Raw genomic sequence first — 24,863 nt, 5'->3', positions numbered from 1 at the left:
GGGTTCACCCGCGAAGAGGCCGGCACAGGCAACACAAACTCCGGTTTTTTTACTGTCCCGCCCACACTGTTTCGTCTTGTATCTAGACGCCCCCCTTTTCCAAGGACTGCCCCATGACCGACCGCCCAGCCCTGCGCTCCCAGCGCCTGAACCAGATCACCCACGCCCCGCACGCCGAGCTGGATGCCCTGGTCAAAGCCCACGCACCCTTCGACAGCCGCGAAAGCTTCGCCCGCTTCGTAGTCGCCCAGTACCTGTTCCAGTCCGAGCTGCAAGCCCTGTACAACGACCCGCGCCTGATCGCCATCGTCCCCGACCTGGCCGAGCGCTGCCGTGCCGACCAGGCCCGCCTGGACCTCGCCGACCTCGACACCGAAGTGCCGGCCGCCGTGCCGGGCGCCCTGGGCACCACCAGCCTGGGCGAAGCAATGGGCTGGATCTTCGTCTCCGAAGGCTCCAAACTGGGCGCTGCGTTTCTGATCAAGCGTGCCGTGGCCTTGGAATTGTCCGACAGCTTCGGTGCCCGCCACCTGGGCGAACCGGCCGGCGGCCGTGCCGAAGGCTGGAAGCAGTTCACCCGCATCCTCGATGGCCTGGCGCTGTCGGCCGAAGAGGAAGCCGCTGCCGAGCGTGGCGCAGTCGCCGCCTTCGAGCGCTTCACCGAACTGCTCAAGCACGCCTATGCTGTGGATGCCGCGCTGGTTTGATACGCCGTACCCGGCCACCCTTCCGGTGGCCGAACCGTTTTTGCAGTGAGACCATGACCCAACCCGCCCGCTCGAAACTCGCCCGCCTGCTGTACGGAATCCTGGCTTACGTGAGCCTGGGAATCGGGTTGGTCGCAATCGTGATCCCCGGCCTGCCGACCACCGAGTTCATCCTGCTGGCCGCCTGGGCCGCCACGCGCAGTTCGCCGCGCCTGTCAGCCTGGCTGGAAAACCACCGGCTGTTCGGGCCGATCCTGTACAACTGGCGCAATGGCAAGGTGATCCAGCGCCGGGCCAAGGTCAGCGCGACCATCAGCATGTTGCTGTGTGCAGGCCTGATGCTGACCTTTCTGGAACACCACTGGCCGGTGTTCCTGGCTATCGCCGGCATGACCCTGGGCAACCTGTGGATCTGGTCGCGCCCGGAGCACGCCTGCCCTGCCCCGTCACAGGCTCAGCAGCCCTGAGTAAAGGGCATAGGCGGCCAGCGCGGCACCCGCCAGCACGGCGGCAAAAATCAGCTTTTCCCAGTGCGTGAACAAAGCCTGCCCCTGTTCACGCTTGGCCCTGGCGAACAGGATCACACCGGGGGCGTACAACAGCGCCGACAGCAGCAGGTACTTGAGCCCGCCGGCGTACAGCAGCCACACCGCATATAGCAAGGCAACCACCGCCACCAGCAAGTCCTTGCGCCGCAGCCCAGGCTGCCCGGCATAGGTTTCTGCGCGTGCCGCCAACAGCACGGCATAGGCCGCCGACCACAGGTATGGCACCAGGATCATCGACGAGGCCAGGTAGATCAGGCTGGTGTAGGTGCCCGCCGAAAACAGCGTGATCAGCAGAAAGCCCTGAATCATGCAGTTGGTCAGCCACAAGGCATTAGCGGGCACCTGGTTGGCGTTTTCCTTGGTCAGAAAGCGCGGCATGGTCTTGTCGCGCGCAGTGGCGTAAAGGATTTCGGCACACAACAACGCCCATGAAAGCAGCGCGCCAAGCAGCGACACCGCCAGCCCGAGGCTGATCAGCAAGGCGCCCCAGGGCCCGACGATATGCTCCAGCACCGAGGCCAGCGACGGGTTCTGCAACCCGGCCAGCTCCGGCTGGGTCATTACCCCCAGCGACAACACGTTGACCAGCACCAGCAGCGCCAGCACGCCGAGAAAACCAATGACCGTGGCCTTGCCCACGTCCGAACGGCGCTGGGCTCGCCCGGAATACACGCTGGCGCCCTCGATGCCGATGAACACGAACACGGTCACCAGCATCATGTTGCGCACTTGCTCCAGCACGCTGCCGAACTGCGGGTTGCTCAGGCCCCAGATGTCCCGGGTGAAGATATCGGCGCGAAAGGCAAATGCCGCGATGACCACGAACATCACCAGCGGCACTATCTTGGCCACGGTGGTGACCTGGTTGATGAACGCCGCCTCCTTGATGCCGCGCAGCACCAGGAAGTGCACTGCCCACAGCAGCAGCGAGGCGCAGCCGATGGCGATGGGCGTATTGCCTTCACCAAATACCGGAAAGTAGAACCCCAGGGTGCTGAACAGCAGCACGAAGTAGCCGACGTTGCCCAGCCAGGCGCTGATCCAGTAGCCCCAGGCCGACGAAAACCCCATGTAGTCGCCGAAGCCGGCCTTGGCATAGGCGTACACCCCCGAATCCAGCTCAGGCTTGCGGTTGGCCAAGGTCTGGAACACGAACGCCAGGGCCAGCATGCCGACCGCGGTGATCCCCCAGCCGATCAGCACCGCGCCGACATCGGCACGCGCCGCCATGTTCTGCGGCAGCGAGAAGATCCCGCCGCCAATCATCGAGCCGACCACCAGCGCGATCAATGCGCCCAGGCGCAGCTTTTGTCCAGGTTCGCTCATGGGCCTACCTTGTCACCTGTTGTCATCCGCCTGAAACAGTCAGGCGGTACTTGAAGATAGTGGTACTTATATTAAAGCGAGGCACCCACGCTAGCGCTGTCATAACTGCTTTATCTATGCAGATCCATTGTAAAAATTAGCAGCTAGTCAGCAACTAGAAAAGAAATTGATAAAACTCGAAATTCTTGTGAAAAATTTGCGAAAGCGGCAAAAACGGCTAGCGTCAAGCATCGCAGGCTGAACGGAGCGTTTGCTCTAGAAAGACATGGAGGTGCCAGCGCAAAAGGCCTGCAGCAAAAGCTGTCGGCACTCTCCAGGAGCACCGTGAAGGAAATTTCCTACTTCACGACGCCATTAACTGACCCACGTCAGCGAACGGCACAGGCGACGGATTTATGCTGTCGTCAACTTTCTCCTGGCAGGAGTTGTTAAATGTCTGATTCATCCGGAAAATTAAAACTCGGCGCGTTAGTTGCACTTGTCGTCGGCTCGATGATTGGTGGCGGGATCTTCTCGCTGCCACAAAACATGGCCGCCAGCGCGGGAGTTGGCGCGGTGCTGATCGGCTGGGGCATTACCGCGGTCGGCATGCTGACCCTGGCATTCGTGTTCCAGACCCTGGCCAACCGCAAGCCTGACCTGGATGGCGGGGTGTACGCCTACGCCAAGGCCGGTTTCGGCGACTACATGGGCTTCTCGTCCGCCTGGGGCTACTGGATCAGTGCCTGGCTGGGCAACGTCGGTTACTTCGTGCTGCTGTTCAGCACATTGGGCTACTTCTTCCCGATCTTCGGCGAAGGCAACACCCCGGCCGCCATCATTGGCGCATCGGTGCTGCTGTGGGCAGTGCACTTCCTGGTACTGCGTGGCATCAAGGAGGCGGCGTTCATCAACCTGGTCACCACCGTGGCCAAAGTGGTGCCACTGGTCCTGTTCACCCTGATCTGCCTGTTCGCGTTCAGGCTCGACATCTTCACCGCCGACATCTGGGGCAAAGGCACGCCCGAGCTAGGCAGCGTGATGAGCCAGGTGCGCAACATGATGCTGGTCACCGTGTGGGTGTTCATCGGCATCGAGGGCGCGAGCATCTTCTCGTCACGAGCGGAAAAGCGCGCTGACGTGGGCAAGGCCACGGTCATCGGCTTTGTCACCGTGCTGTTGTTCCTGGTGCTGGTCAATGTGCTGTCGCTGGGCATCATGACCCAACCGGACCTGGCCAAACTGCAGAACCCGTCGATGGCCGCGGTACTGGAACATGTGGTCGGCCACTGGGGGGCGGTGCTGATCAGCGTCGGCCTGATCATCTCGCTGCTGGGAGCACTGCTGTCGTGGGTGCTGCTGTGCGCCGAGATCATGTTCGCCGCAGCCAAGGACCACACCATGCCGGAGTTCCTGCGCCGCGAGAACGCCAACCAGGTGCCGGCCAACGCCCTGTGGCTGACCAATGCCATGGTGCAGATCTTCCTGGTGATCACGCTGTTCTCCAGCAGCACCTACCTGTCGCTGATCTACCTCGCCACTTCGATGATCCTCGTGCCTTACCTGTGGTCGGCGGCCTACGCCTTCCTGCTGGCGCTACGCAGCGAAACCTACGAACAGGCCCTGGCCGAACGCAAGAAAGACCTGGTCATCGGTGGCATCGCCCTGCTGTACGCCATCTGGCTGCTGTATGCCGGCGGCGTGAAGTACCTGCTGCTCTCGGCCCTGCTCTACGCACCTGGCGCGATCCTGTTCGCCAAGGCCAAGCGTGAGATCGGCCAACCCATTTTCACCAACGTGGAAAAACTGATCTTCGCAGCCGTTGTCATCGGCGCCCTGGTGGCAGCCTATGGCCTGTATGACGGCTTCCTGACCCTTTGACCCACGTCTTCGTTCAATTGGAGGAATGAAACCATGTCCGCTGAAAAACAGAAGTACGGTGTCCACTCCGAAGCCGGCAAACTGCGCAAAGTGATGGTTTGCGCCCCGGGCCTGGCGCACAAGCGCCTGACGCCGAGCAACTGTGACGAGCTGCTGTTCGACGATGTGATCTGGGTCGACCAGGCCAAGCGTGACCATTTCGACTTCGTCACCAAGATGCGCGAGCGCGGCGTGGATGTGCTTGAAATGCACAACCTGCTGACCGACATCGTGCAGCAGCCCGAAGCGCTGAAGTGGATCCTCGATCGCAAGATCACCCCCGACACCGTGGGTGTCGGCCTGACCAACGAAGTGCGCAGCTGGCTCGAAGGCCTCGATCCACGCCACCTGGCCGAGTTCCTGATCGGCGGTGTGGCTGGCCAGGACCTGCCGCAGAGCGAAGGCGCCGATGTGGTCAAGATGTACAACGACTACCTGGGCCACTCCAGCTTCATCCTGCCACCGCTGCCCAACACCCAGTTCACCCGCGACACCACCTGCTGGATCTACGGCGGCGTCACGCTGAACCCGATGTACTGGCCGGCGCGCCGTCAGGAAACCCTGCTCACCACCGCCATCTACAAGTTCCACAAGGAGTTCACCGGCGCCGACTTCGAGGTGTGGTACGGCGACCCGGACAAGGAGCACGGCAATGCCACCCTTGAAGGCGGTGACGTGATGCCGATCGGCAATGGCATCGTGTTGATCGGCATGGGTGAGCGCACCTCGCGCCAGGCCATCGGCCAGCTGGCGCAGAGCCTGTTTGCCAAAGGCGCGGTGAAGGAAGTGATCGTCGCCGGGCTGCCCAAGTCTCGCGCCGCGATGCATCTGGACACCGTGTTCAGCTTCTGCGACCGCGACCTGGTCACGGTCTTCCCGGAAGTGGTGAAAGAGATCGTACCGTTCATCATTCGCCCGGACGAGGGCAAGCCGTACGGCATGGATGTACGCCGCATCAACAAATCGTTCATCGAGGTAGTGGGCGAGCAGCTTGGCGTCACCCTGCGCGTGGTCGAGACCGGCGGCAACAGCTTTGCCGCCGAGCGCGAACAGTGGGATGACGGCAACAACGTGGTTGCCATCGAGCCAGGGGTGGTCATTGGCTACGACCGCAACACCTACACCAACACCCTGCTGCGCAAGGCCGGTATCGAGGTGATCACCATCAGCGCCGGCGAACTGGGCCGGGGCCGCGGCGGCGGCCACTGCATGACCTGCCCGATCGTGCGCGACCCTGTCGACTACTAACGACCATTGCCCCCGGCCGCGCTCACAAAGCCGCGGCCGGTGTGTTCACCAAACTCAAGGAGAAATGTCATGGCGTTCAATATTCACAACCGCAACCTGCTCAGCCTGGAGCACCACACCACCCGCGAGCTGCGCTACCTGCTGGACCTGTCCCGCGATCTCAAGCGCGCCAAGTACACCGGGACCGAGCAGCAGCACCTGAAAGGCAACAATATTGCCCTGATCTTCGAAAAAACCTCCACCCGTACCCGCTGTGCCTTCGAAGTGGCGGCCTATGACCAAGGCGCCAACGTCACCTACATCGACCCCAACTCGTCGCAGATCGGCCACAAGGAAAGCATGAAGGACACCGCCCGCGTACTCGGGCGCATGTACGACGCCATCGAATACCGTGGCTTCAAGCAGGAAATCGTCGAAGAGCTGGCAAAGTTCGCCGGTGTACCGGTGTTCAACGGCCTGACCGACGAATACCACCCCACCCAGATGATCGCCGACGTGCTGACCATGCGTGAGCACAGCGACAAGCCGCTGCACGACATCAGCTACGCCTACCTGGGCGACGCGCGCAACAACATGGGCAACTCGCTGCTGCTGATCGGCGCCAAGCTGGGCATGGACGTGCGCATTGCCGCGCCCAAGGCGCTGTGGCCGCACGACGACCTGGTCGAGCGCTGCCAGAAGTACGCCGAAGAAAGCGGCGCGCGCATAACCCTCACCGAAGACCCGAAAGCCGCCGTCAAGGGCGTGGACTTCGTGCACACCGACGTGTGGGTATCGATGGGTGAGCCGATCGAGGCCTGGGGCGAGCGCATCAAGCAGCTCAAGCCGTACCAGGTGAACGCCGAGCTGATGAAGTCGACCGGCAACCCACGCACCAAGTTCATGCACTGCCTGCCGGCGTTCCACAACTCCGACACCAAGGTCGGCAAGCAGATTGCCGAGCAATATCCGGACCTGGCCAACGGCATCGAAGTGACCGACGACGTGTTCGAGTCGCCGGCCTGCATTGCTTTCGAGCAGGCGGAAAACCGCATGCACACGATCAAGGCGATCCTGGTATCGACGCTGGCTGACTTGTAAGGGCTGACTCGCCAGGCCGGGCGACTACGATCCCCTGTGGGAGCGGGTTCACCCGCGAATGCGTCGGCAGCACCAGCACCTTAACCCTGGGCTGACGCCTTCGCGGGTAAACCCGCTCCCACAAGGGGGCTGTGATATCCGGTCCAGAGCAGCGCTCCCTCTTTCGTTAAAGGACATTCCTCATGCGTATCGTTGTTGCATTGGGCGGCAACGCCCTGCTGCGTCGCGGCGAGCCGATGACCGCTGACAACCAGCGCGCCAATATCCGCACCGCCACCGAACAGATCGCCAAGATCCATCCTGGCAACGAACTGGTCATCGCCCATGGCAACGGTCCGCAAGTCGGCTTGCTGTCGCTGCAGGGCATGTCGTACAAGCCCGACGAGGCCTACCCGCTGGACGTGCTGGGTGCAGAAACCGAGGGCATGATCGGCTACATGATCGAACAGGAACTGGGCAACCTGCTGGCTTTCGAAGTGCCGTTCGCCACGCTTTTGACCCAGGTGGAAGTGGACGCCAACGACCCTGCGTTCAAGGACCCGACCAAGTTCATCGGCCCGGTCTACGGCAAGGAAGAGGCCGAGCGCCTGGCCAAGGAAAAAGGCTGGGTGGTCAAGGCAGACGGCGACAAGTATCGCCGCGTGGTGGCCAGCCCCAAACCCAAGCGCATCTTCGAGATCCGCCCGATCAAGTGGCTGCTGGAAAAGAGCAGCATCGTGATTTGCGCCGGCGGCGGCGGCATCCCCACCATGTACGATGAAAACCGCAAACTCAAAGGCATCGAGGCGGTGATCGACAAGGACCTGTGCTCGGCCTTGCTCGCAGAGCAGCTGGATGCCGACCTTCTGGTAATCGCCACGGATGTGGATGCGGCGTACATTGATTTCGGCAAGCCGACGCAGAAGGCCATCGCCCAGGCGCATCCCGACGAGCTGGAGAAGCTGGGCTTCGCCGCAGGCTCTATGGGGCCGAAGGTGCAGGCCGCCTGCGACTTTGCCCGCAACACCGGCAAGGTGGCGGTTATCAGCTCGCTGGAAAACATCGAGGATATCGTCAAGGGCACTGCCGGCACCCGGGTTTCCACCGCGAAGCCGGGGATAAGCTACCGTTGAATGCAGCGGGCGGGCCTGCGTGGCCCGCCGTTTTCGACCTTCCAAAGGAGCCTGCCATGGCCCAGTACCAGTCCGGTCATGTACACATCGAGCGCACTGCGCTGAACAGCAGCGACCACAGCTACGACCTCAACATTCAGTACGAAGCGGCGCAGGATCCCAGGGAAGGACGTGGCATTCAGTTTCACATGCATGGCAGCATCGAAGGCAAGCCGGTGGACGAAAAGTTTTTCCTGCCCAAGGATCAGGTGTTGCCCAGTTTCCTGATGGTGCTGAGCCGCAAGGCCCAGGCCCATCTGGCGCCACCAAAGAAATTCGAAACCCTTGGTTCACCGCACAAGATCTATGACCTGATGTTCGAAGACATTCGCACCAAGCTGGATGTGAAATCCGGTGACCCGATCAAGCCAGAACATCTGGAGTGAGCACCAGAATCGGGGGCTGCTTTGCAGCCCTATGCGACACAAGGCCGCTCCTACAGATATAGCGCGACGCTTGAAACCGGCGCGCAGCCTGTAGGAGCGGCCTTGTGTCGTGATAGGGCCGCAAAGCGTCACCAGCGCTGTTAAGGCATACTACCGCCCTCCCTGGCCACCACTTCACCGTACCCATGCGCATCCACGTCAGCTTCATCGACCGCGTCGGCATCACCCAGGAAGTCCTTGCCCTGCTCGGTGCCCGCCACCTCAATCTGGACGCCGTGGAGATGGTCCCGCCGAACGTCTACATCGACGCCCCGACCCTCAGCCCCGCCGTACTTGAAGAGCTGCACGACGCACTGTTCGAAGTACATGGCGTGCAGTCGGTGGACGTGGTCGACATCCTCCCCGGCCAGCGCCGTCACCTGCAGCTCGATGCCCTGCTTGCCGCCATGAGCGACCCGGTACTGGCGGTAGACAGCGCTGGCAAGGTACTGCTGGCCAACCCGGCGCTGATCGAACTGTGCGGCCGCGAATCAGCCGGGCGTTCGGTGGGCGAGCTGTTCGACGACCCGGCGCTGCTGCAAGCGCTGCTGGACAACAATTTCCACCTGCCGATGCGTGAGATGCAACTGAACGGCCAAAGCCTGTTGCTGGACGCCATGCCGATCACCAACGCCGGTGGCCTGCTGACGCTGTACCCGCCGACCCGCATGGGTGAACGCCTGTCGGCCCTGCACCACGACCACGCCGAAGGTTTCGATGCCTTGCTCGGTGAGTCGCCGGCCATCCGCACCCTCAAAGCCCGCGCCCTGCGCGTGGCGGCACTGGACGCACCGCTGCTGGTGCATGGTGAAACCGGCACCGGCAAAGAGCTGGTGGCCCGTGCCTGCCATGCCATCAGCAGCCGTCACTCGGCACCGTTCCTGGCCCTGAACTGTGCTGCATTGCCCGAAAGCCTGGCCGAGAGCGAGCTGTTCGGCTACGCCCCCGGCGCCTTCACCGGTGCACAGCGCGGTGGCAAGCCCGGGCTGATGGAGCTGGCCAACCAGGGCACGGTGTTCCTCGATGAAATTGGCGAAATGTCGCCGTACCTGCAGGCCAAGCTGCTGCGTTTTCTCAGCGATGGCAGCTTCCGCCGGGTGGGCGGCGACCGCGAAGTGAAGGTGGATGTGCGCATCATCAGCGCCACCCACCGCGACCTGGAGCGCATGGTTGCCGAAGGCAGCTTCCGCGAAGACCTGTTCTACCGCCTCAACGTGCTCAACCTGCAGGTACCGCCGCTACGCGACCGTGGCCAGGACATCCTGATGCTGGCGCACTTCTTCATGCAGCAGGCCTGCACGCAGATCCAGCGCCCAGCTTGCCGGTTGACCCCGGCCACCCATTCGGCACTGCTGGCCAACCCCTGGCCGGGCAATGTGCGCCAGCTGCAAAACGTGATTTTCCGCGCGGCCGCCATCTGCGAGGGCAACCTGGTGGACATCGGCGACCTGGACATCGCCGGCACCTCGGTAGCGCGCGGGCAAGATGGCGAAGTGGCCAGCCTGGAGCAAGCCGTGGGCGATTTCGAACGTGAGCTGTTGCAGCGGTTATATGCCAGCTATCCCTCGACCCGGCAACTAGCCGGGCGCCTGCAAACTTCGCATACCGCCATCGCCCAACGCCTTCGCAAATATGGAATACCGGGTAAAGGCTGACTGTAGTTGGAATAACCCGGTCGTTATTCAGGCTCTTCCTACGCCAGCCGGCTGTACGGGAAACAGCTGCCAGCCCCGGGCATGGCTAGCCCAGGGCTGGCGGGCAGCCTGGTTCAGGGACGAACTGCGGTAACTTCGATTTCGACACGCCAGGCAGGGTCGGCCAGGCCGGCGATCTGGAACGCCGAGCGCGCAGGAAGGACCGGCTGCTTGGCGGTTGGTCCGAAGAACTGGGTATAGCCAGCCATGAATCCGTCGAAGTCCATCTTCCCGCCGTTCTCCGGCCCGCCCACCAGGAATACCTGCATCTTCACCACGTCGGCAAGGCCAAGGCCCAGGTCTTTCAATTGCTGCTGAATGTTCTGCAGCACATTGATGGTTTGTGCCTTGGTATCTCCATAGGCTTCCAGCGACCCCTTGGGCGCATCAGGATGGATGACCGTCGGGACGGAACCACTCAGGTAGACGACCGTCTTCCCTGCAGGAACCTCTACTGCCGACGAAATAGGGAAACTGCCGGCGCCATGGCGCACGATGTCTTGTGCCTGCACGCTTGCGGCACCTGCGAGTGCCACGGCCATTGCTGCTGCAGTCTTGAAAGCGACTTTCATACTGTTCTCCTGATGATTGCCAAAAATATGCACGCATCGTCGATGCGTGCACGGGTCATTCCATGGCGCCAGGTGTGCTTAGAATCGATACAGGCTGAACGGTTTCGGGTCCAGCACAGGCGCTTTGCCAAGCAGCAAGTCCGCCGACAGTTCGGACGACACCGGGCTCTCCGTCATCCCCCACCCGGTTGCGGTATTGAGAACCAGGCCGGGGTACTCCTTGACCTGCGAAATGATGGGGTTCTCATCCGGTGCGATGGCCATCGCACCGCTCCACTGATCGATCAGTTTTGCATCGCTGAAAGCCGGGAATTCGACCTTGAGTTTTGCCAAAGACGCATTCAGCTCCGGCAGGTCCGGGGCCGCTGTCATCAACCGGTTTTTCTCGAAAGGCGAAACCTCGTCCAGTTTCCAGTGCGTGGGCTGGATGAACGAATCAATCAGCTGCTTGTTGAGCGAGATGTGCACCGGGAAGTCAGGGATGGCCAGCAAGGGCAGGTACTTGTAGCCGTACATGAACGACTCTTTCACCACGGGGGCAACCACGACGCGCGGCGAGGTGGCATAGGTACCGTCGGCCTGCTCGCGGAAGTAGATATTCCCTGGCAACGCAACGTTGCCGCCAGGCGCACGGGGCGCCGCACTGATGATCTGCTGGGACTGGTAAGCGGGCAAGGTAGGCACATCGACGCCCAGGTTCTGCATGAACAACCTCGACCACGCGCCGCCGGCCACTATCACACGCGAAGTGCGGATGGCGCCCTTCTCGGTCACCACGTCAGAGATGGCTCCTGCCTGGGTTTCCAGGCCCCTCGCGGCGCAGTGAGTGTAGATACGCACACCCGCTTTCCTGGCGTATTCCGCCATCACAAACGATGCGCGCTCGGCATCCAGGCTACCGGAATCTTCCTCGAAGCCTGCCACTGTCCAGCGCGATGCTGCACCACGCAGGCGCTGTTCAAGTTCATTGCCTTGAATGATGCGCGTATTGAACGGTATATCTGCTGCAACTTCGCGGGTTTTGACATCAATCCACTTTCTGACGCCTTCCAGGTCTTCTTCATCGAAGGGCACTTCAACCCGGCCTTGTGTGCGATAACTGGTATCTGCACCCACTTTGGCATTCATTTCTCGCCAGCGTTGTTTGGCAAGATGATGCAACTGGAAAGTTGCATCCGGCATCTTGTAGGTCATGACCTGGCCATAGAACCGGCAGGACTGCTCACCGGCAATTTCACCTTTCTCAACAACAACTACCGAGAGGCCGCGCTCGACCAGATTGATTGCCGTCATCAGCCCCAGAATGCCCGCCCCTACAACGACCACATCTGCCTGTTTAGGGAGTGCGCCCTCGGTGCCTTCGACATAGCCAAACCGCGGTTTGCCAGGGATCAACCTGCCTTCGCGGGTCAGCAAGGGGGTAAGGATTCCCGCGCCTGCCACGACAGCCGCGACGCCGCCGCCGATCAATAGATTACGCCTCGTCATTCCCATGACACTTTCCTTTCCTGGTATTCGGTGTTGTTTGCATAAGCCCGGGCAGCCAGCCATCTGCCTGGCCGACAGACGTCCTGGCCAACTTCCTGACCAGCGCGTGGCGGCGGGCGGTGCAAATTGAAGGGGGGCTATTTTGGTGAGCGCCAGCGGGCAAACACATCGCTGAAGGCAAATACTTAGTTCAGCCATTTGAAAACTATCGTGCAGGTGACACAAATAGTTGATTTGGCGACATTAAATAGGAGAAAGAGCACAGTAATGCTGCGAGTTGTCAGGACTGTTTCAAGCAGCGTACTTGCCCGAATTCAACGCAGCGTATCGATTTGAATACACCGTACCGAAATCGATACAAGCTCGTTCGAATGCGCCCGCGCAAGGGTTTGATCCCCAAACCCTTTTCACCTGCTGCCCTTGCGTAGCGTTTTCGTTCCAGAAAAACCACGAAACGAACATGGGAAATACCTATCTCATTGTTTTATATGGTTTTTCCAAGATTGGCCGTGTTCTTGCTAGTAGATTATCAACCCAAGAGCGCGGAGCCACCGCGCCCAACGCCCTGCTTCCCGAGGATTCCCCATGAGCGAGTTGCGTTTCACTGAAGATCACGAATGGCTGCGCGTCGAAGCCGATGGCAGCGTCACCGTGGGCATCACCGCCTACGCCCAGAACGCCCTTGGCGATGTGGTTTTCGTGCAACTGCCCGAGTTGCAGCAGTATGAGAAAGGCAGCGAAGCCTCCACCGTCGAATCGGTGAAGGCTGCAAGCGGGGTGTACATGCCCCTGACCGGCGAAGTGGTCGAAGTCAACGGCCAGCTCGAAGACAGCCCGGAACTGGTCAACGAAGACCCGATGGGCGAAGGCTGGTTCTTCCGCTTCAACCCGGCCGACATGAGCGAAGTGACCGCCCTGCTCGACCAGGACGCCTACGACCGCCTGATCAAAGCCAACGACGACGCCTGAGGAACCCTGCCATGACCACCAACCTCGGCACCGCCAACGAGTTCATCGCCCGTCACATCGGCCCGCGCGCCGCTGACGAGCAGGCCATGCTCGCAGCACTGGGCTTCGACTCGCTGGAAGCCATGACCGCCGCAGTCATCCCCGACAGCATCAAGGGCACCAGCGTGCTTGGCTCGCATGACGGCCAAAGTGAAGCCGACGCGCTTGCCGCGCTCAAGGCCATCGCCGGCAACAACCAGCTGTTCAAGAGCTACATCGGCCAGGGCTACTACAACACCCACACCCCGGCACCGATCCTGCGCAACCTGCTGGAGAACCCGGCCTGGTACACCGCCTACACCCCGTACCAGCCAGAAATTTCCCAGGGCCGCCTGGAAGCACTGCTGAACTTCCAGACCCTGATCAGCGACCTGACCGGCCTGCCGATCGCCAACGCCTCCCTGCTCGACGAAGCCACTGCAGCGGCCGAGGCCATGACCTTCTGCAAGCGGCTGTCGAAGAACAAGACCAGCCACGCCTTCTTCGCCTCGGTGCATTGCCACCCGCAAACCCTTGATGTGCTGCGCACCCGTGCCGAGCCGCTGGGTATCGAGATCGTGGTCGGCGACGAGCGCGAACTGGGTGATGTCAGCGCCTTCTTCGGCGCCCTGCTGCAGTACCCGGCTAGCAACGGTGAAGTGTTCGACTACCGCGACGTGGTGCAGCGCTTCCACGCCGCCAATGCTCTGGTCGCCGTCGCCGCCGACCTGCTGGCCCTGACCCTGCTGACCCCGCCGGGCGAGTTCGACGCCGACGTGGCCATCGGCAGCGCCCAGCGCTTCGGCGTGCCACTGGGCTTCGGTGGCCCGCACGCGGCCTACTTCGCCACCCGTGACGCGTTCAAGCGCGACATGCCGGGCCGCCTGGTGGGCGTTTCTATCGACCGCTTCGGCAAGACTGCGCTGCGCCTGGCCATGCAAACCCGCGAGCAGCATATCCGCCGCGAAAAGGCCACTAGCAACATTTGCACCGCCCAGGTACTGCTGGCCAACATCGCCAGCATGTTCGCCGTCTATCACGGCCCGGCCGGCCTCAAGCGCATCGCCGAACGTACCCATGCCCTGACCGCTATCCTCGCCGCCGGCCTGAACACGCTGGGCGTGCAGGTGGTGGGCGCCAGCGCCTTCGACACCCTGACCCTGGCCACCGGCAGTTCCACTGCCGGCCTGCATGACCAGGCACGCGCCCAAGGCATCAACCTGCGCCAGGTCGACGCCGGCCACCTGGGCCTGTCGCTGGACGAAACCAGCAGCCAGGCGGATGTCGAGGCCCTGTGGCAGCTGTTCGCGGGCGACCAGGCCCAGCCAGATTTTGCCGCGCTGGCCGCCAGCACCGGCTCGCTGCTGCCTGCTGCCCTGCTGCGCCAGTCGGCCATTCTCGAACACCCGGTGTTCAACCGCTATCACAGCGAAACCGAGCTGATGCGCTACCTGCGCCGCCTGGCCGACAAGGACCTGGCGCTGGACCGCAGCATGATCCCGCTGGGCTCGTGCACCATGAAGCTGAACGCCGCCAGCGAAATGATCCCGGTTACCTGGGCCGAGTTCGGCAACCTGCACCCGTTCGCCCCTGCCGAGCAAAGCCAGGGCTACCTGCAGATGACCACCGAGCTGGAGGCCATGCTGTGCGCCGCCACCGGTTATGACGCCGTGTCGCTGCAGCCCAACGCCGGCTCCCAGGGCGAGTACGCCGGCCTGCTGGCGATCCGTGCCTACCACCGTAGCCGTGGCGAGGCGCACCGTGACATCTGCCTGATCCCGTCCTCCGCCCACGGCACCAACCCGGCGACCGCGCACATGGCCGGCATGCGCGTAGTCGTCACCGCCTGTGACGCCCGCGGCAACGTCGATGTCGAGGACCTGCGCGCCAAGGCCATCGAACATCGCGAGCGCCTGGCCGCGATCATGATCACCTACCCGTCGACCCACGGCGTGTTCGAGGAAGCGATCGGCGAGATCTGCGCGATCATCCATGACAACGGTGGCCAGGTGTACATCGACGGCGCCAACATGAACGCCATGGTCGGCCTGTGCGCCCCGGGCAAGTTCGGCGGCGATGTTTCCCACCTGAACCTGCACAAGACCTTCTGCATCCCCCACGGTGGCGGCGGCCCGGGCGTCGGCCCGATTGGCGTCAAATCGCACCTGGCGCCGTTCCTGCCCGGCCATGCGCAGCTGGAAAACACCACCGGTGCGGTGTGTGCCGCGCCGTTCGGCAGCGCCAGCATCCTGCCGATCACCTGGATGTACATTCGCATGATGGGCGGTGCCGGCCTCAAGCGTGCTTCGCAGATGGCAATCCTCAACGCCAACTACATCGCCCGCCGCCTGGAAGAGCACTATCCTGTTCTGTATACCGGCGGCAATGGCCTGGTGGCCCACGAGTGCATCCTCGACCTGCGCCCGCTGAAGGACACCAGCGGTATCAGCGTCGACGACGTGGCCAAGCGCCTGATCGACTTCGGTTTCCATGCTCCGACCATGTCGTTCCCGGTGGCCGGCACGCTGATGATCGAACCGACCGAAAGCGAGGCCAAGGAAGAACTGGACCGCTTCTGTGATGCGATGATCCAGATCCGCGAAGAAATTCGCGCCGTGGAGAACGGTAGCCTGGACAAGGACGACAACCCGCTGAAAAACGCCCCGCACACCGCGGCCGAACTGGTTGGCGAATGGACCCACGGCTACAGCCGCGAGCAGGCGGTGTACCCGCTGGCGAGCCTGGTCGAAAGCAAGTACTGGCCGCCGGTTGGCCGGGTCGACAACGTGTTCGGCGACCGCAACCTGGTGTGCGCCTGCCCGTCGATCGAGAGCTATCAGGACGCCTGATTCGACGCACTGGCCTCATCGCCGGCAAGCCAGCTCCCACAAGGGCTCCACTGCTGCAAAGGGTTGTGCATTACCTGTGGGAGCTGGCTTGCCGGCGATCGAGTGCGCAGCACTCGCCTTTACCTTCTGGAGGGAACGAGCAATGTCACTGAGCGTCTTCGACCTGTTCAAGATCGGCATCGGCCCCTCCAGCTCCCACACGGTCGGCCCGATGCGCGCTGCTGCGCGCTTCGCCGAAGGGTTGCGCCGTGATGGCCTGATCAACCGCACTGTCGCCGTCAAGGCCGAGCTGTATGGCTCGCTGGGCGCCACCGGCAAGGGCCACGGCAGTGATAAAGCCGTGCTCCTGGGCTTTGAAGGCGAACACCCCGACACTGTCGACACCGACAGCATCCCCGCCCGGCTGCAGGCCATCCGCGACAGCGGTCGCATCAACCTGCTGGGCGAGCACAGCATCGCTTTCAACGAAAAACAGCACCTGGCGATGATCCGCAAGCCGCTGGCCTATCACCCCAACGGCATGATCTTCCGCGCCTTCGATGACGCCGGCCTGCAAATCCGCAGCCGCGAGTACTACTCGGTGGGCGGCGGCTTCGTGGTCGACGAGGACGCCGCCGGCCACGACCGCATCGTCGAGGACAGCACGGTGCTGGCCTACCCGTTCAAGACCGCCAGGGAACTGCTCGGCCATTGCACCGCGCAAAACCTCTCGGTCAGCCAGGTGATGTTGGCCAACGAAGCCGCTTGGCGCCCGGAGGCGCAAACCCGCGAGGGCCTGCTGCACATCTGGCAGGTGATGCAGCACTGCGTCGAAACAGGCTGCCAGCATGAAGGCATCCTGCCCGGCGGGCTCAAGGTCAAACGCCGCGCCCCAGCGCTGTATCGCCAGCTTAGCCGTCACCCGGAGGCCAGCCTGCGCGATGCCCTTTCGGTGCTCGACTGGGTCAACCTCTACGCCTTGGCGGTCAACGAAGAAAACGCCTACGGCGGGCGCGTAGTCACCGCACCCACCAACGGCGCGGCCGGCATCGTCCCGGCAGTGCTGCACTACTACATGCGCTTCGTGCCGGCTGCCAGCGATGACGGGGTGGTGCGCTTTCTGCTCACCGCTGCGGCGATCGGCATCCTGTACAAGGAAAACGCCTCCATCTCCGGCGCCGAAGTGGGCTGCCAGGGCGAGGTCGGCGTGGCCTGCTCGATGGCCGCCGGGGCCCTGTGCGAGGTGATGGGTGGCAGCGTACAGCAGGTGGAAAACGCCGCCGAGATCGGCATGGAACACAACCTGGGCCTGACCTGCGATCCGATTGGCGGGCTGGTCCAGGTGCCTTGCATCGAGCGCAACGCCATGGGCTCGGTAAAGGCCATCAACGCGGTGCGCATGGCCTTGCGCGGCGACGGGCAGCACTTTGTGTCGCTCGACAAGGTCATCCGCACCATGCGCCAGACCGGCGCCGACATGAAAAGCAAATACAAAGAGACCGCCCGCGGCGGCCTGGCCGTCAACATCATCGAATGTTGACCCGACAACAACAGCAAGGAGTCACCGATGTCCGAAACACTGCTCAAGACCCCGCTGCACGCCCTGCACCTGGAACTGGGTGCACGCATGGTGCCGTTCGCCGGCTACGACATGCCGGTGCAGTACCCGTTGGGCGTGCTCAAGGAACACCTGCACACCCGCGAGCAGGCCGGCCTGTTCGATGTCTCGCACATGGGCCAGATCATGCTGCGCGGCAGCGATGCTGCCAGGGCCCTGGAAAGCCTGGTACCGGTAGATATCATCGACCTGCCGGTGGGCATGCAGCGCTATGCCATGTTCACCAATGAACAAGGCGGCATCCTCGACGACCTGATGGTTGCCAACCTGGGCGACGACACCCTGTTCCTTGTGGTCAACGCGGCCTGCAAGGACCAGGACCTGGCCCACCTGCAACAGCACATCGGCAAACGTTGCGACGTCCAGCCGCTGTTCGAGCAACGTGCCCTGCTGGCCCTGCAAGGCCCGGCAGCGGTCAAGGTGCTGGAGCGCCTGGCCCCGGAAGTCGCGGGCATGACCTTCATGCAGTTGCGCCCGATCAAACTGCTGGGTGAGGAATGCTATGTCAGCCGTTCGGGCTACACCGGCGAAGACGGCTACGAGATCTCGGTACCCGTCAACGCAGCAGAAGCCTTGGCCCGCGGCCTGCTGGCCGATCCGCAAGTACAGCCGATCGGCCTGGGTGCACGCGACTCGCTGCGCCTGGAAGCCGGCCTGTGCCTGTATGGCCACGACATGAACAGCGAGACCACGCCGGTCGAAGCCAGCCTGCTGTGGGCGGTTTCCAAGGTGCGCCGTGCCGACGGTGCACGTGCCGCAGGCTTCCCGGGGGCCGAAGCCATCTTCGCCCATCAACGCGACGGAGTGGCGCGCAAGCGCGTCGGGCTGTTGCCGCAGGAACGTACGCCCGTGCGTGAAGGTGCAGACATCGTCGACGCAAACGATAAACCTGTAGGCAAAGTGTGCAGTGGCGGTTTTGGTCCGACACTCGGCGCGCCTGTCGCAATGGGGTATATCGATAGCGAACATACCGCACTCGACACCCCGTTGTATGCAGTGGTGCGCGGCAAGAAGGTGGCCTTGAAAGTCAGTAAAATGCCTTTCGTGGCACAACGTTACTACCGTGGTTGAAACTGTTTTGTGAAGGTTATCGGGCAGCTTGGACATATTCGTTTTCGAACCTGCCCAATAACTTTTGAACATGGCGCCAGGCCAGGCGCCATGCCGTTTCCGACCATTCGGTCGGTTATCGGTAAACGGCCGGTTTTCCATACGACCAAGGGCTTGTTTTTCGCTCGGGAGTTGGCGTAGAGTCACTGCACTGTGTTTGCATGGGTCGCAACAGTTCGTGACCTGGGCCAGTAGCCGCGATCTGCTACAACCCGTTCGCCGTCTCTTACTTTCCTGCAACCCAGCCCAGTAATCTTTTGCCTACAATAAATGCAAAAGAAACTGTCATCAAAATTTAAGCTTCGTAGGAAACAAGACAATGGCTGAGCGTCTGAACGGTACCGTCAAGTGGTTTAACGACGAGAAAGGTTACGGCTTCATCACTCCAGAAAGCGGTCCGGATCTGTTCGTGCACTTCCGCGCTATCCAGGGCAACGGCTTCAAAAGCCTGAAAGAAGGCCAGAAAGTGACCTTCGTTGCCGTGCAGGGCCAAAAAGGCATGCAGGCTGACGAAGTCCAGGCAGAAGCCTGATAATCTTCAAAAAAGAGCCCCTGCGTTGACCCGCAGGGGCTTTTTTATGCCTGCAATTCCATAGAATGAGCCTTTGCCATCCGGAGCTGCCACGCATATGCCTACCCGTCACCTTCTCCCGCAGGGTGAATTCCCGCCCGTTGGCCTTGGCCGGCGTCTGGCTGCGATGTTCTACGATTTCCTGCTGTGTACTGCGCTGCTGATCGTTACCGCCGGCGCCTACAAGCTGATCCAGATGGCAATCATTGGCGAAGCGCGCATGCGCGAGCTGACCGAGGCTGGCGCACTGGATGGTGACCCGCTGCTATCGACGGTGCTGCTGTTCGCCTTGTTCGGCTTCTTTGCCAAGTTCTGGACCCATGGCGGGCAGACCCTGGGCATGCAGGTGTGGGGCGTGCGGGTGCAGAATGCCGATGGCTCGGCGATCAGCCTGTGGCAGGCACTGTTGCGCTTCGTGGTGTCGATCGCCTCGTGGCTATGCCTGGGGCTGGGGTTTTTCTGGGCGTTGATCGACAAGCGCAAGCGCGGGTGGCATGACATCTATTCGGAAAGCCAGCTGGTGCGGGTGCCGAAGCAGAAGAAGTGACTTGAGCCTTGTGTTGCCTGCTCCGGCGATAGGGCATCAGCCACAAAAAAGCCGACCCTGAGGTCGGCTATTTTGTACCGCTAAGGCAATCAACCTGCCCGGCGCAACAGCCAGACACCGGCCAGGGCACAGACCCCCGCCGGTATCACCACCGCCAGCAGCGGCGGGAAGCCGAACACCTGGCTCGATGGCCCTAGCAGGTCCTGGGCAATGCGGAACACGAAGCCCACCAGCACGCCGGTGAACACGCGCTGGCCGAGCGTTACCGAACGCAGCGGGCCGAAGATGAAGGAAATCGCCATCAGCACCAGCGCAGCGGTCACCATCGGCTGCAGCACCTTGGTCCAGAACGCCAGCCAGTAACGGGCATTGTTCAGGCCCTGGTCGGACAGGTAGTGAATGTAGTCCCACAGCCCGGTGATCGACAGCGATTCAGGGGCGAGGATCACGGTGTTCAGCAACTGCGGGGTAAGCGAAACATCCCAGCGCTCGTCGGGCGCCTTCACCACTTCGGTGTGGTCACCGCGGAAGAACGTGGTGCTGACATCGCTGAGCATCCAGTGATCGTCATTGTACTGGGCACGCCGGGCGAAGCTCGAGGTAACGATCTTGCGCTCGCTGTCAAAGCGGTAGCGGGTCACGCCCAGCAGCAGGCCGTTGGGCTGCACGGCGTTGATGTGCACGAATTCCTCACCTTGGCGGTGCCACATGCCGCGCTTGGAGCTCTGCGCTTCACCACCGCCCTGGGCCAGGGAACGATCGGCCTGGGCCTTGTTCTCGGTCACCGGGGCCACGTATTCGCCGATCAGCAGGCCGACCAGCATCAGCACCAGCATCGGCTTCATCACCGCCCAGACGATGCGGCCGATGGAAACCCCGGCGGCACGCATGATGGTCAGCTCGCTGCTGCTGGCCAGGCTGCCCAGGCCGATCAGGCAGCCGATCAGGGCCGCCATGGGCAGCATGTCGTACAGCCGCCGCGGGGCGGTCAGCAGAACAAAGTTGACCGCCTCCATCAGCGTGTAGGTGTCACTCAGGTCGCTCATCTCGTCGATGAACGCGAACAGCGAGGCCAGGCCGAGAATGATGCCCAGCACCGCCAGAATTGCCATCAGCACGCTCTGGCCGATGTAGCGGTCAAGCTTAGCCATGGGCCACCTCCGCACGACGGGCGGCGCGTTTCAGGCGCAGGGGTTCCCAGTACATCAGGCCCAGGCCGATCAGCAGGAACAGGCCGTGGACCCACCACATGCCTAGGGCGATCGGCAGTTTGCCCTTCTCGAGGGCGCCGCGTACGGAAATCAGCATTGTCAGGTAGGCCATGTACAGGAGAATTGCCGGCAACAGCTTGAGGAACCGGCCCTGGCGCGGGTTGGCCCGGGACAGCGGTACTGCCAGCAGGGTAACGACGAACACCAGGATGGGCAGCGACAGCCGCCATTGCAGCTCGGCGCGCTCACGCAGGTCGGTCTTGCCGAACAGATCCAGGGTCGGGATGGCTTCGCGTTCGGTCACTTCCTCGCTGACTTCCGGCTTGGGCAGCAGTACACCGTAGGTGTCGTACTTGATGGCGCGGTAGTCGGCCTGGCCCGGGTTGCCGTCATAGCGGTAGCCGTTTTCCAGTACCAGGTAGCGGTTGCCGTCGGCCTGGATTTCCTGGTGGCCTTTTTCGGCGACCAGTACCGAGGGGGCGCGGTCCTTGGTCTTGTCCTGGTTGAAGCGCTTCTCGGAGATGAACACACCGCCCAGGTTGACGCGATCATCCGACAGCTGTTCGGTGTAGGTCACCCGCGAACCGTCGCGCAGGGTCTGGAAGCGGCCCGGCACCAGGGTATCGAACTCGGTCAGGGCATCCTGCTGGCTGATGATCTGCTGCACCTGAGCCACGCCCAGCGGCGCCAGGCTCAGGCTCAGCCAGGCGACCAGCAGGGCAACCAGCGCCGCCGGCGCCATGGTCATGCCCAGCAAGCGCTGCTGGCTCATGCCGGTGGCCGAGAGCACGGTCATCTCGCTTTCCAGGTACAGGCGCCCGTAAGCCAGGAGAATGCCGAGGAACAGCCCCAGCGGCAGGATCAGTTGCAGGAAGCCTGGCAGACGGAAGCCCATGATCAGGAACAGCACGCCCGGGTCGAGCACGCCCTGGGCAGCCTGGGCCAGGTACTTGATGAAGCGCCCGCTCATGATGATCACCAGCAGCACAGCGCTGACGGCGCTCAAGGTCACCAGGACCTCGCGGGACAGATAACGAAAGACGATCAAACCAGACACTCCTGGGTTGTCAGGGCGGACTGCCATGCAATGGCGCCAGACAATGACTTGCTACAGCCTAGACCGATGCCGGTTCGCCAAAGGCGAACCTCCATGTAAAGTGCGCGCATTATCCTGTGATTGACCGCCCCTGTCACTTGGCCGCGCGTTAACGTGCATGACGGGGTTGTCAGCACGCTTGCCGCAGGCTCAAACTGGCAGCTTTTCCGCTGGCGCGCGACGACGCGGCCAGGCCCGCGCAGAGCGCTGGAACACACAGCGCCATTCGTATCGATCATTCGGGGATCCTGACATGGAACTGGTTGTAAAAAGCGTAGCTGCTGCATCCGTAAAAACCGCCACTCTGGTCATCGCAGTAGGTGAAAACCGCAAGCTCGGCGCAGTTGCCAAGGCTGTCGACCAAGCCTGCGAAGGCGCCATCAGCGCCGTGCTCAAGCGCGGCGACCTGGCCGGCAAGCCAGGCCAGACCCTGTTGCTGCACAGCCTGCCAGGCCTGAAAGCCGAGCGCGTGCTGCTGGTGGGCTGTGGCAAGGACGACGCCTTGGGCGACCGTGCCTGGCGCAAACTGGTGGCCAGCGTCGCCGGCGTGCTCAAGGGCCTGAACGGCGCCGACGCAATGCTGGCCCTGGATGACATCGCCGTCAGCAACCGTGACGCCCACTACGGCAAGTACCGCCTGCTGGCCGAGACCCTGCTGGACGGCGAGTACGTGTTCGACCGCTTCAAAAGCCAAAAGGTCGAGCCACGTGCCCTGAAAAAGGTCACCCTGCTGGCTGACAAGGCCGGCCAGGCCGAAGTCGAGCGCGCCGTGCAACACGCCAGCGCGATTGCCACCGGCATGGCCTTCACCCGCGACCTGGGCAACCTGCCGCCCAACCTGTGCCACCCAAGCTTCCTGGCCGAGCAGGCCAAGGAACTGGGCAAGGCGCACAAGGGCCTGAAGGTCGAGGTGCTGGACGAGAAGAAGATCAAGGACCTGGGCATGGGCGCGTTCTACGCCGTCGGCCAGGGCAGTGACCAGCCGCCACGCCTGATCGTGCTCAATTACCAGGGCGCCAAGAAGGCCGACAAGCCGTTCGTGCTGGTCGGCAAGGGCATCACCTTCGACACCGGCGGCATCAGCCTCAAGCCAGGCGCCGGCATGGACGAGATGAAGTACGACATGTGCGGCGCTGCCAGTGTGTTCGGCACCCTGCGCGCGGTGCTCGAGCTGCAGCTGCCGATCAACCTGGTGTGCCTGCTGGCATGCGCCGAAAACATGCCAAGCGGCGGCGCCACCCGCCCAGGCGACATCGTCACCACCATGAGCGGGCAAACCGTCGAAATCCTCAACACCGACGCCGAAGGCCGCCTGGTGCTGTGCGACACCCTGACCTACGCCGAGCGCTTCAAGCCGCAGGCGGTGATCGACATCGCCACCCTGACCGGCGCCTGCATCGTCGCCCTGGGCAGCCACACCAGCGGCCTGATGGGCAACAACGACGAGCTGGTCGGCCAACTGCTCGACGCCGGCAAGCGCGCCGACGACCGTGCCTGGCAGCTGCCGCTGTTCGACGAGTACCAGGAGCAACTGGACAGCCCGTTCGCCGACATGGGCAACATCGGCGGGCCCAAGGCCGGCACCATCACTGCCGGCTGCTTCCTGTCGCGCTTCGCCAAGGCCTACAACTGGGCGCACATGGACATCGCCGGTACCGCCTGGGTCAGCGGTGGCAAGGACAAGGGCGCCACTGGCCGCCCGGTGCCCCTGCTGACCCAGTACCTGCTGGACCGCGCTGGCGCATGACGCCATGAAGCCGGTGGTGCCTTGCGCGCCACCGGCTGGCGATACCACCATGAGCAAAGTCGATTTCTACATCCTGCCCACCGACTCGCTGTCAGCGCGGCTCGATTTCGCCTGCAAGCTGTGCGACAAGGCCTGGCGCCTCGGCCACCGGGTCTATCTGCACTGCCAGGATGCCGAACAGCGCGACGAACTGGACCAGCGCCTTTGGCGCTTCCGGGGCGAGGCCTTCGTGCCCCACGACCTCGCCGAGGTGCATGGCGATGCTGGCGTGGCCCTGGGCCTGGCGGACAGCGCGGGCGAGCACCGCGACCTGCTGATCAACCTGGGCGCCAGCGTGCCGGGGTTCGTCGGCCAGTTCGAGCGGGTAGCCGAGATCGTGATCGAAGAGCCTGGCATTCGCCAATCGGCGCGTGAGCGATTCCGTTTCTACCGTGAACAGGGCTATGCTCTGCAAGACCACCGCTTACAGCGACTTTGACGACGATGGACAAGCCCTCCTCCCTGCCCGACTCCGCCCACCTGCTCGATGACCTCGAGTCGATCCGCCAGCTGCTTGGCGATGCCGACCTGCAACCGCCGCTGCTGACCGAGACGGTCGAGCAGATCCCGTTGCTGCTGAATGAGCCCGCCGGCAATGTGCCAGCGCCGCCCGAAACGGTTGCCGCAGTGCCTGCAGAAGACTCGCAGACCCGCCGCCAGGACACCCTGCTGCACCTGGAAAGCGAGCTGCGTGCGGCGGCGCAGATGATCATGCAGGACGTGATCAACGACTTCACCCCGCATATCGAAAACGAGATCAAGCGCCGGCTGGATGCGCGCATCGAGCGGTTGATCACGCGTTCCGAGTAAAACAGGACATCGGTGTCGCCTGCTTCGCGGGTGAACCCGCTCCCACAGGATCACCACAGGCCTGAAGGCGGTGCTGTACCTGTGGGAGCGGGTTTACCCGCGAAGAGGCCATGCCTGCCTTGCCAGATAGCAGCAGCTTGTCGCCTGCGGCCCCCAGCTTG

Annotated in this window: 23 protein-coding genes; 18 read left to right on the top strand and 5 right to left on the bottom strand. The window is 62.7% G+C overall.

The genetic code is table 11. From position 1 onward, the window contains the following. Positions 1–113 precede the first annotated feature (113 nt). Together AC5O5I_RS04675 and AC5O5I_RS04670 are read left to right on the top strand one after the other, a co-directional pair. Positions 114–707: a biliverdin-producing heme oxygenase gene (locus AC5O5I_RS04675; protein ID WP_172231838.1), complete on the top strand. Its 594-nt coding sequence runs from the start codon at positions 114–116 to the stop codon at positions 705–707. 53 nt (positions 708–760) lie between these two features. Beyond that, a complete protein-coding gene (locus tag AC5O5I_RS04670) occupies positions 761–1,174 on the top strand; it encodes a YbaN family protein (protein ID WP_172231835.1) in 414 nt (137 codons plus the stop codon). On the opposite strand, the gene arcD (AC5O5I_RS04665) is transcribed toward AC5O5I_RS04670, so the two are convergent. Continuing rightward, a complete protein-coding gene (gene arcD / locus AC5O5I_RS04665; protein WP_494512137.1) occupies positions 1,154–2,581 on the bottom strand; it encodes an arginine-ornithine antiporter in 1,428 nt (475 codons plus the stop codon). The genes AC5O5I_RS04670 and arcD (AC5O5I_RS04665) overlap by 21 nt on opposite strands. 432 nt (positions 2,582–3,013) lie before the next feature. On the opposite strand from arcD (AC5O5I_RS04665), the gene arcD (AC5O5I_RS04660) reads away from it, so the two are divergent. The 6 genes from arcD (AC5O5I_RS04660) (at position 3,014) to gcsR (ending at position 10,039) form a co-directional block, all read left to right on the top strand. Further along, positions 3,014–4,441, top strand: a complete 1,428-nt coding sequence (gene arcD, locus AC5O5I_RS04660; RefSeq protein WP_494512136.1) for an arginine-ornithine antiporter — start codon at positions 3,014–3,016, stop codon at positions 4,439–4,441. A gap of 33 nt (positions 4,442–4,474) precedes the next feature. Next, complete coding sequence (gene arcA / locus AC5O5I_RS04655; protein WP_172288496.1) at positions 4,475–5,728, top strand: arginine deiminase; 1,254 nt, start codon at positions 4,475–4,477, stop codon at positions 5,726–5,728. Between the two features lie 69 nt (positions 5,729–5,797). Next, on the top strand, positions 5,798–6,808 hold the full coding sequence (locus AC5O5I_RS04650; protein WP_172219258.1) for an ornithine carbamoyltransferase: 1,011 nt from the start codon (positions 5,798–5,800) through the stop codon (positions 6,806–6,808). 182 nt (positions 6,809–6,990) lie between these two features. Beyond that, positions 6,991–7,920, top strand: a complete 930-nt coding sequence (gene arcC / locus AC5O5I_RS04645) for a carbamate kinase (protein ID WP_172219256.1) — start codon at positions 6,991–6,993, stop codon at positions 7,918–7,920. 56 nt (positions 7,921–7,976) lie between these two features. Next, positions 7,977–8,345, top strand: a complete 369-nt coding sequence (locus AC5O5I_RS04640) for a DUF5064 family protein (protein ID WP_172219254.1) — start codon at positions 7,977–7,979, stop codon at positions 8,343–8,345. Positions 8,346–8,530: 185 nt separating this feature from the next. Beyond that, positions 8,531–10,039: a transcriptional regulator GcsR gene (gene gcsR / locus AC5O5I_RS04635; protein WP_172219252.1), complete on the top strand. Its 1,509-nt coding sequence runs from the start codon at positions 8,531–8,533 to the stop codon at positions 10,037–10,039. A gap of 113 nt (positions 10,040–10,152) precedes the next feature. Here gcsR and AC5O5I_RS04630 read toward each other — a convergent pair whose 3' ends face one another. Together AC5O5I_RS04630 and AC5O5I_RS04625 are read right to left on the bottom strand one after the other, a co-directional pair. Next, positions 10,153–10,650 (bottom strand): RidA family protein, encoded by a 498-nt coding sequence (locus tag AC5O5I_RS04630; protein WP_494512135.1) that lies wholly within the window; start codon positions 10,648–10,650, stop codon positions 10,153–10,155. Positions 10,651–10,728: 78 nt separating this feature from the next. Further along, positions 10,729–12,120, bottom strand: coding sequence for an NAD(P)/FAD-dependent oxidoreductase (locus AC5O5I_RS04625; protein WP_218584422.1), 1,392 nt, complete (start codon positions 12,118–12,120; stop codon positions 10,729–10,731). Positions 12,121–12,442: 322 nt separating this feature from the next. Between AC5O5I_RS04625 and AC5O5I_RS04620 the strand changes: the two genes are divergently transcribed. The 7 genes from AC5O5I_RS04620 to AC5O5I_RS04590 all read left to right on the top strand — a co-directional run bounded on the left by AC5O5I_RS04620 (position 12,443) and on the right by AC5O5I_RS04590 (position 19,799). After that, positions 12,443–12,727 carry a hypothetical protein gene (locus AC5O5I_RS04620; protein WP_494512134.1) on the top strand — a complete coding sequence of 95 codons (285 nt, stop codon included), beginning with the start codon at positions 12,443–12,445 and terminating at the stop codon, positions 12,725–12,727. Further along, complete coding sequence (gcvH, locus tag AC5O5I_RS04615; RefSeq protein WP_172288869.1) at positions 12,724–13,107, top strand: glycine cleavage system protein GcvH; 384 nt, start codon at positions 12,724–12,726, stop codon at positions 13,105–13,107. The genes AC5O5I_RS04620 and gcvH overlap by 4 nt, the downstream gene beginning before the upstream one ends. Before the next feature lie 11 nt (positions 13,108–13,118). After that, positions 13,119–15,974, top strand: a complete 2,856-nt coding sequence (gcvP, locus tag AC5O5I_RS04610) for an aminomethyl-transferring glycine dehydrogenase (RefSeq protein WP_494512133.1) — start codon at positions 13,119–13,121, stop codon at positions 15,972–15,974. 142 nt (positions 15,975–16,116) lie between these two features. Beyond that, complete coding sequence (locus AC5O5I_RS04605) at positions 16,117–17,493, top strand: L-serine ammonia-lyase (protein ID WP_494512132.1); 1,377 nt, start codon at positions 16,117–16,119, stop codon at positions 17,491–17,493. Between the two features lie 27 nt (positions 17,494–17,520). Then, a complete protein-coding gene (gene gcvT / locus AC5O5I_RS04600) occupies positions 17,521–18,642 on the top strand; it encodes a glycine cleavage system aminomethyltransferase GcvT (RefSeq protein ID WP_494512131.1) in 1,122 nt (373 codons plus the stop codon). Positions 18,643–19,000: 358 nt separating this feature from the next. After that, positions 19,001–19,213, top strand: coding sequence for a cold-shock protein (locus AC5O5I_RS04595; protein ID WP_172219240.1), 213 nt, complete (start codon positions 19,001–19,003; stop codon positions 19,211–19,213). A gap of 97 nt (positions 19,214–19,310) precedes the next feature. Continuing rightward, positions 19,311–19,799: an RDD family protein gene (locus AC5O5I_RS04590; RefSeq protein WP_172219238.1), complete on the top strand. Its 489-nt coding sequence runs from the start codon at positions 19,311–19,313 to the stop codon at positions 19,797–19,799. Between the two features lie 89 nt (positions 19,800–19,888). Here AC5O5I_RS04590 and lptG read toward each other — a convergent pair whose 3' ends face one another. Together lptG and lptF are read right to left on the bottom strand one after the other, a co-directional pair. Continuing rightward, entirely contained in the window at positions 19,889–20,950 is a 1,062-nt protein-coding gene (lptG, locus tag AC5O5I_RS04585; RefSeq protein ID WP_172219236.1) for an LPS export ABC transporter permease LptG, read from the bottom strand. Next, positions 20,943–22,058 carry an LPS export ABC transporter permease LptF gene (gene lptF, locus AC5O5I_RS04580; RefSeq protein WP_172219234.1) on the bottom strand — a complete coding sequence of 372 codons (1,116 nt, stop codon included), beginning with the start codon at positions 22,056–22,058 and terminating at the stop codon, positions 20,943–20,945. Before lptF ends, lptG begins: the two co-directional genes overlap by 8 nt. 301 nt (positions 22,059–22,359) lie before the next feature. Between lptF and AC5O5I_RS04575 the strand changes: the two genes are divergently transcribed. The 3 genes from AC5O5I_RS04575 to AC5O5I_RS04565 are packed head-to-tail and all read left to right on the top strand — an operon-like array spanning position 22,360 to position 24,702. Next, the gene (locus tag AC5O5I_RS04575; RefSeq protein ID WP_494512130.1) at positions 22,360–23,853 is read left to right on the top strand and encodes a leucyl aminopeptidase; all 1,494 of its coding nucleotides are present in this window, start codon (positions 22,360–22,362) and stop codon (positions 23,851–23,853) included. Positions 23,854–23,902: 49 nt separating this feature from the next. Beyond that, positions 23,903–24,331 (top strand): DNA polymerase III subunit chi, encoded by a 429-nt coding sequence (locus AC5O5I_RS04570; RefSeq protein WP_172219230.1) that lies wholly within the window; start codon positions 23,903–23,905, stop codon positions 24,329–24,331. 5 nt (positions 24,332–24,336) lie between these two features. Beyond that, positions 24,337–24,702, top strand: coding sequence for a DNA polymerase III subunit chi (locus AC5O5I_RS04565; RefSeq protein ID WP_172219228.1), 366 nt, complete (start codon positions 24,337–24,339; stop codon positions 24,700–24,702). Positions 24,703–24,863: the final 161 nt, after the last annotated feature.

This window comes from Pseudomonas sp. 9_2_1 (assembly GCF_059295275.1).
The sequence above is the reverse complement of the archived record's forward strand: the minus strand, read 5'-3'. Positions and strand labels throughout refer to the sequence as shown.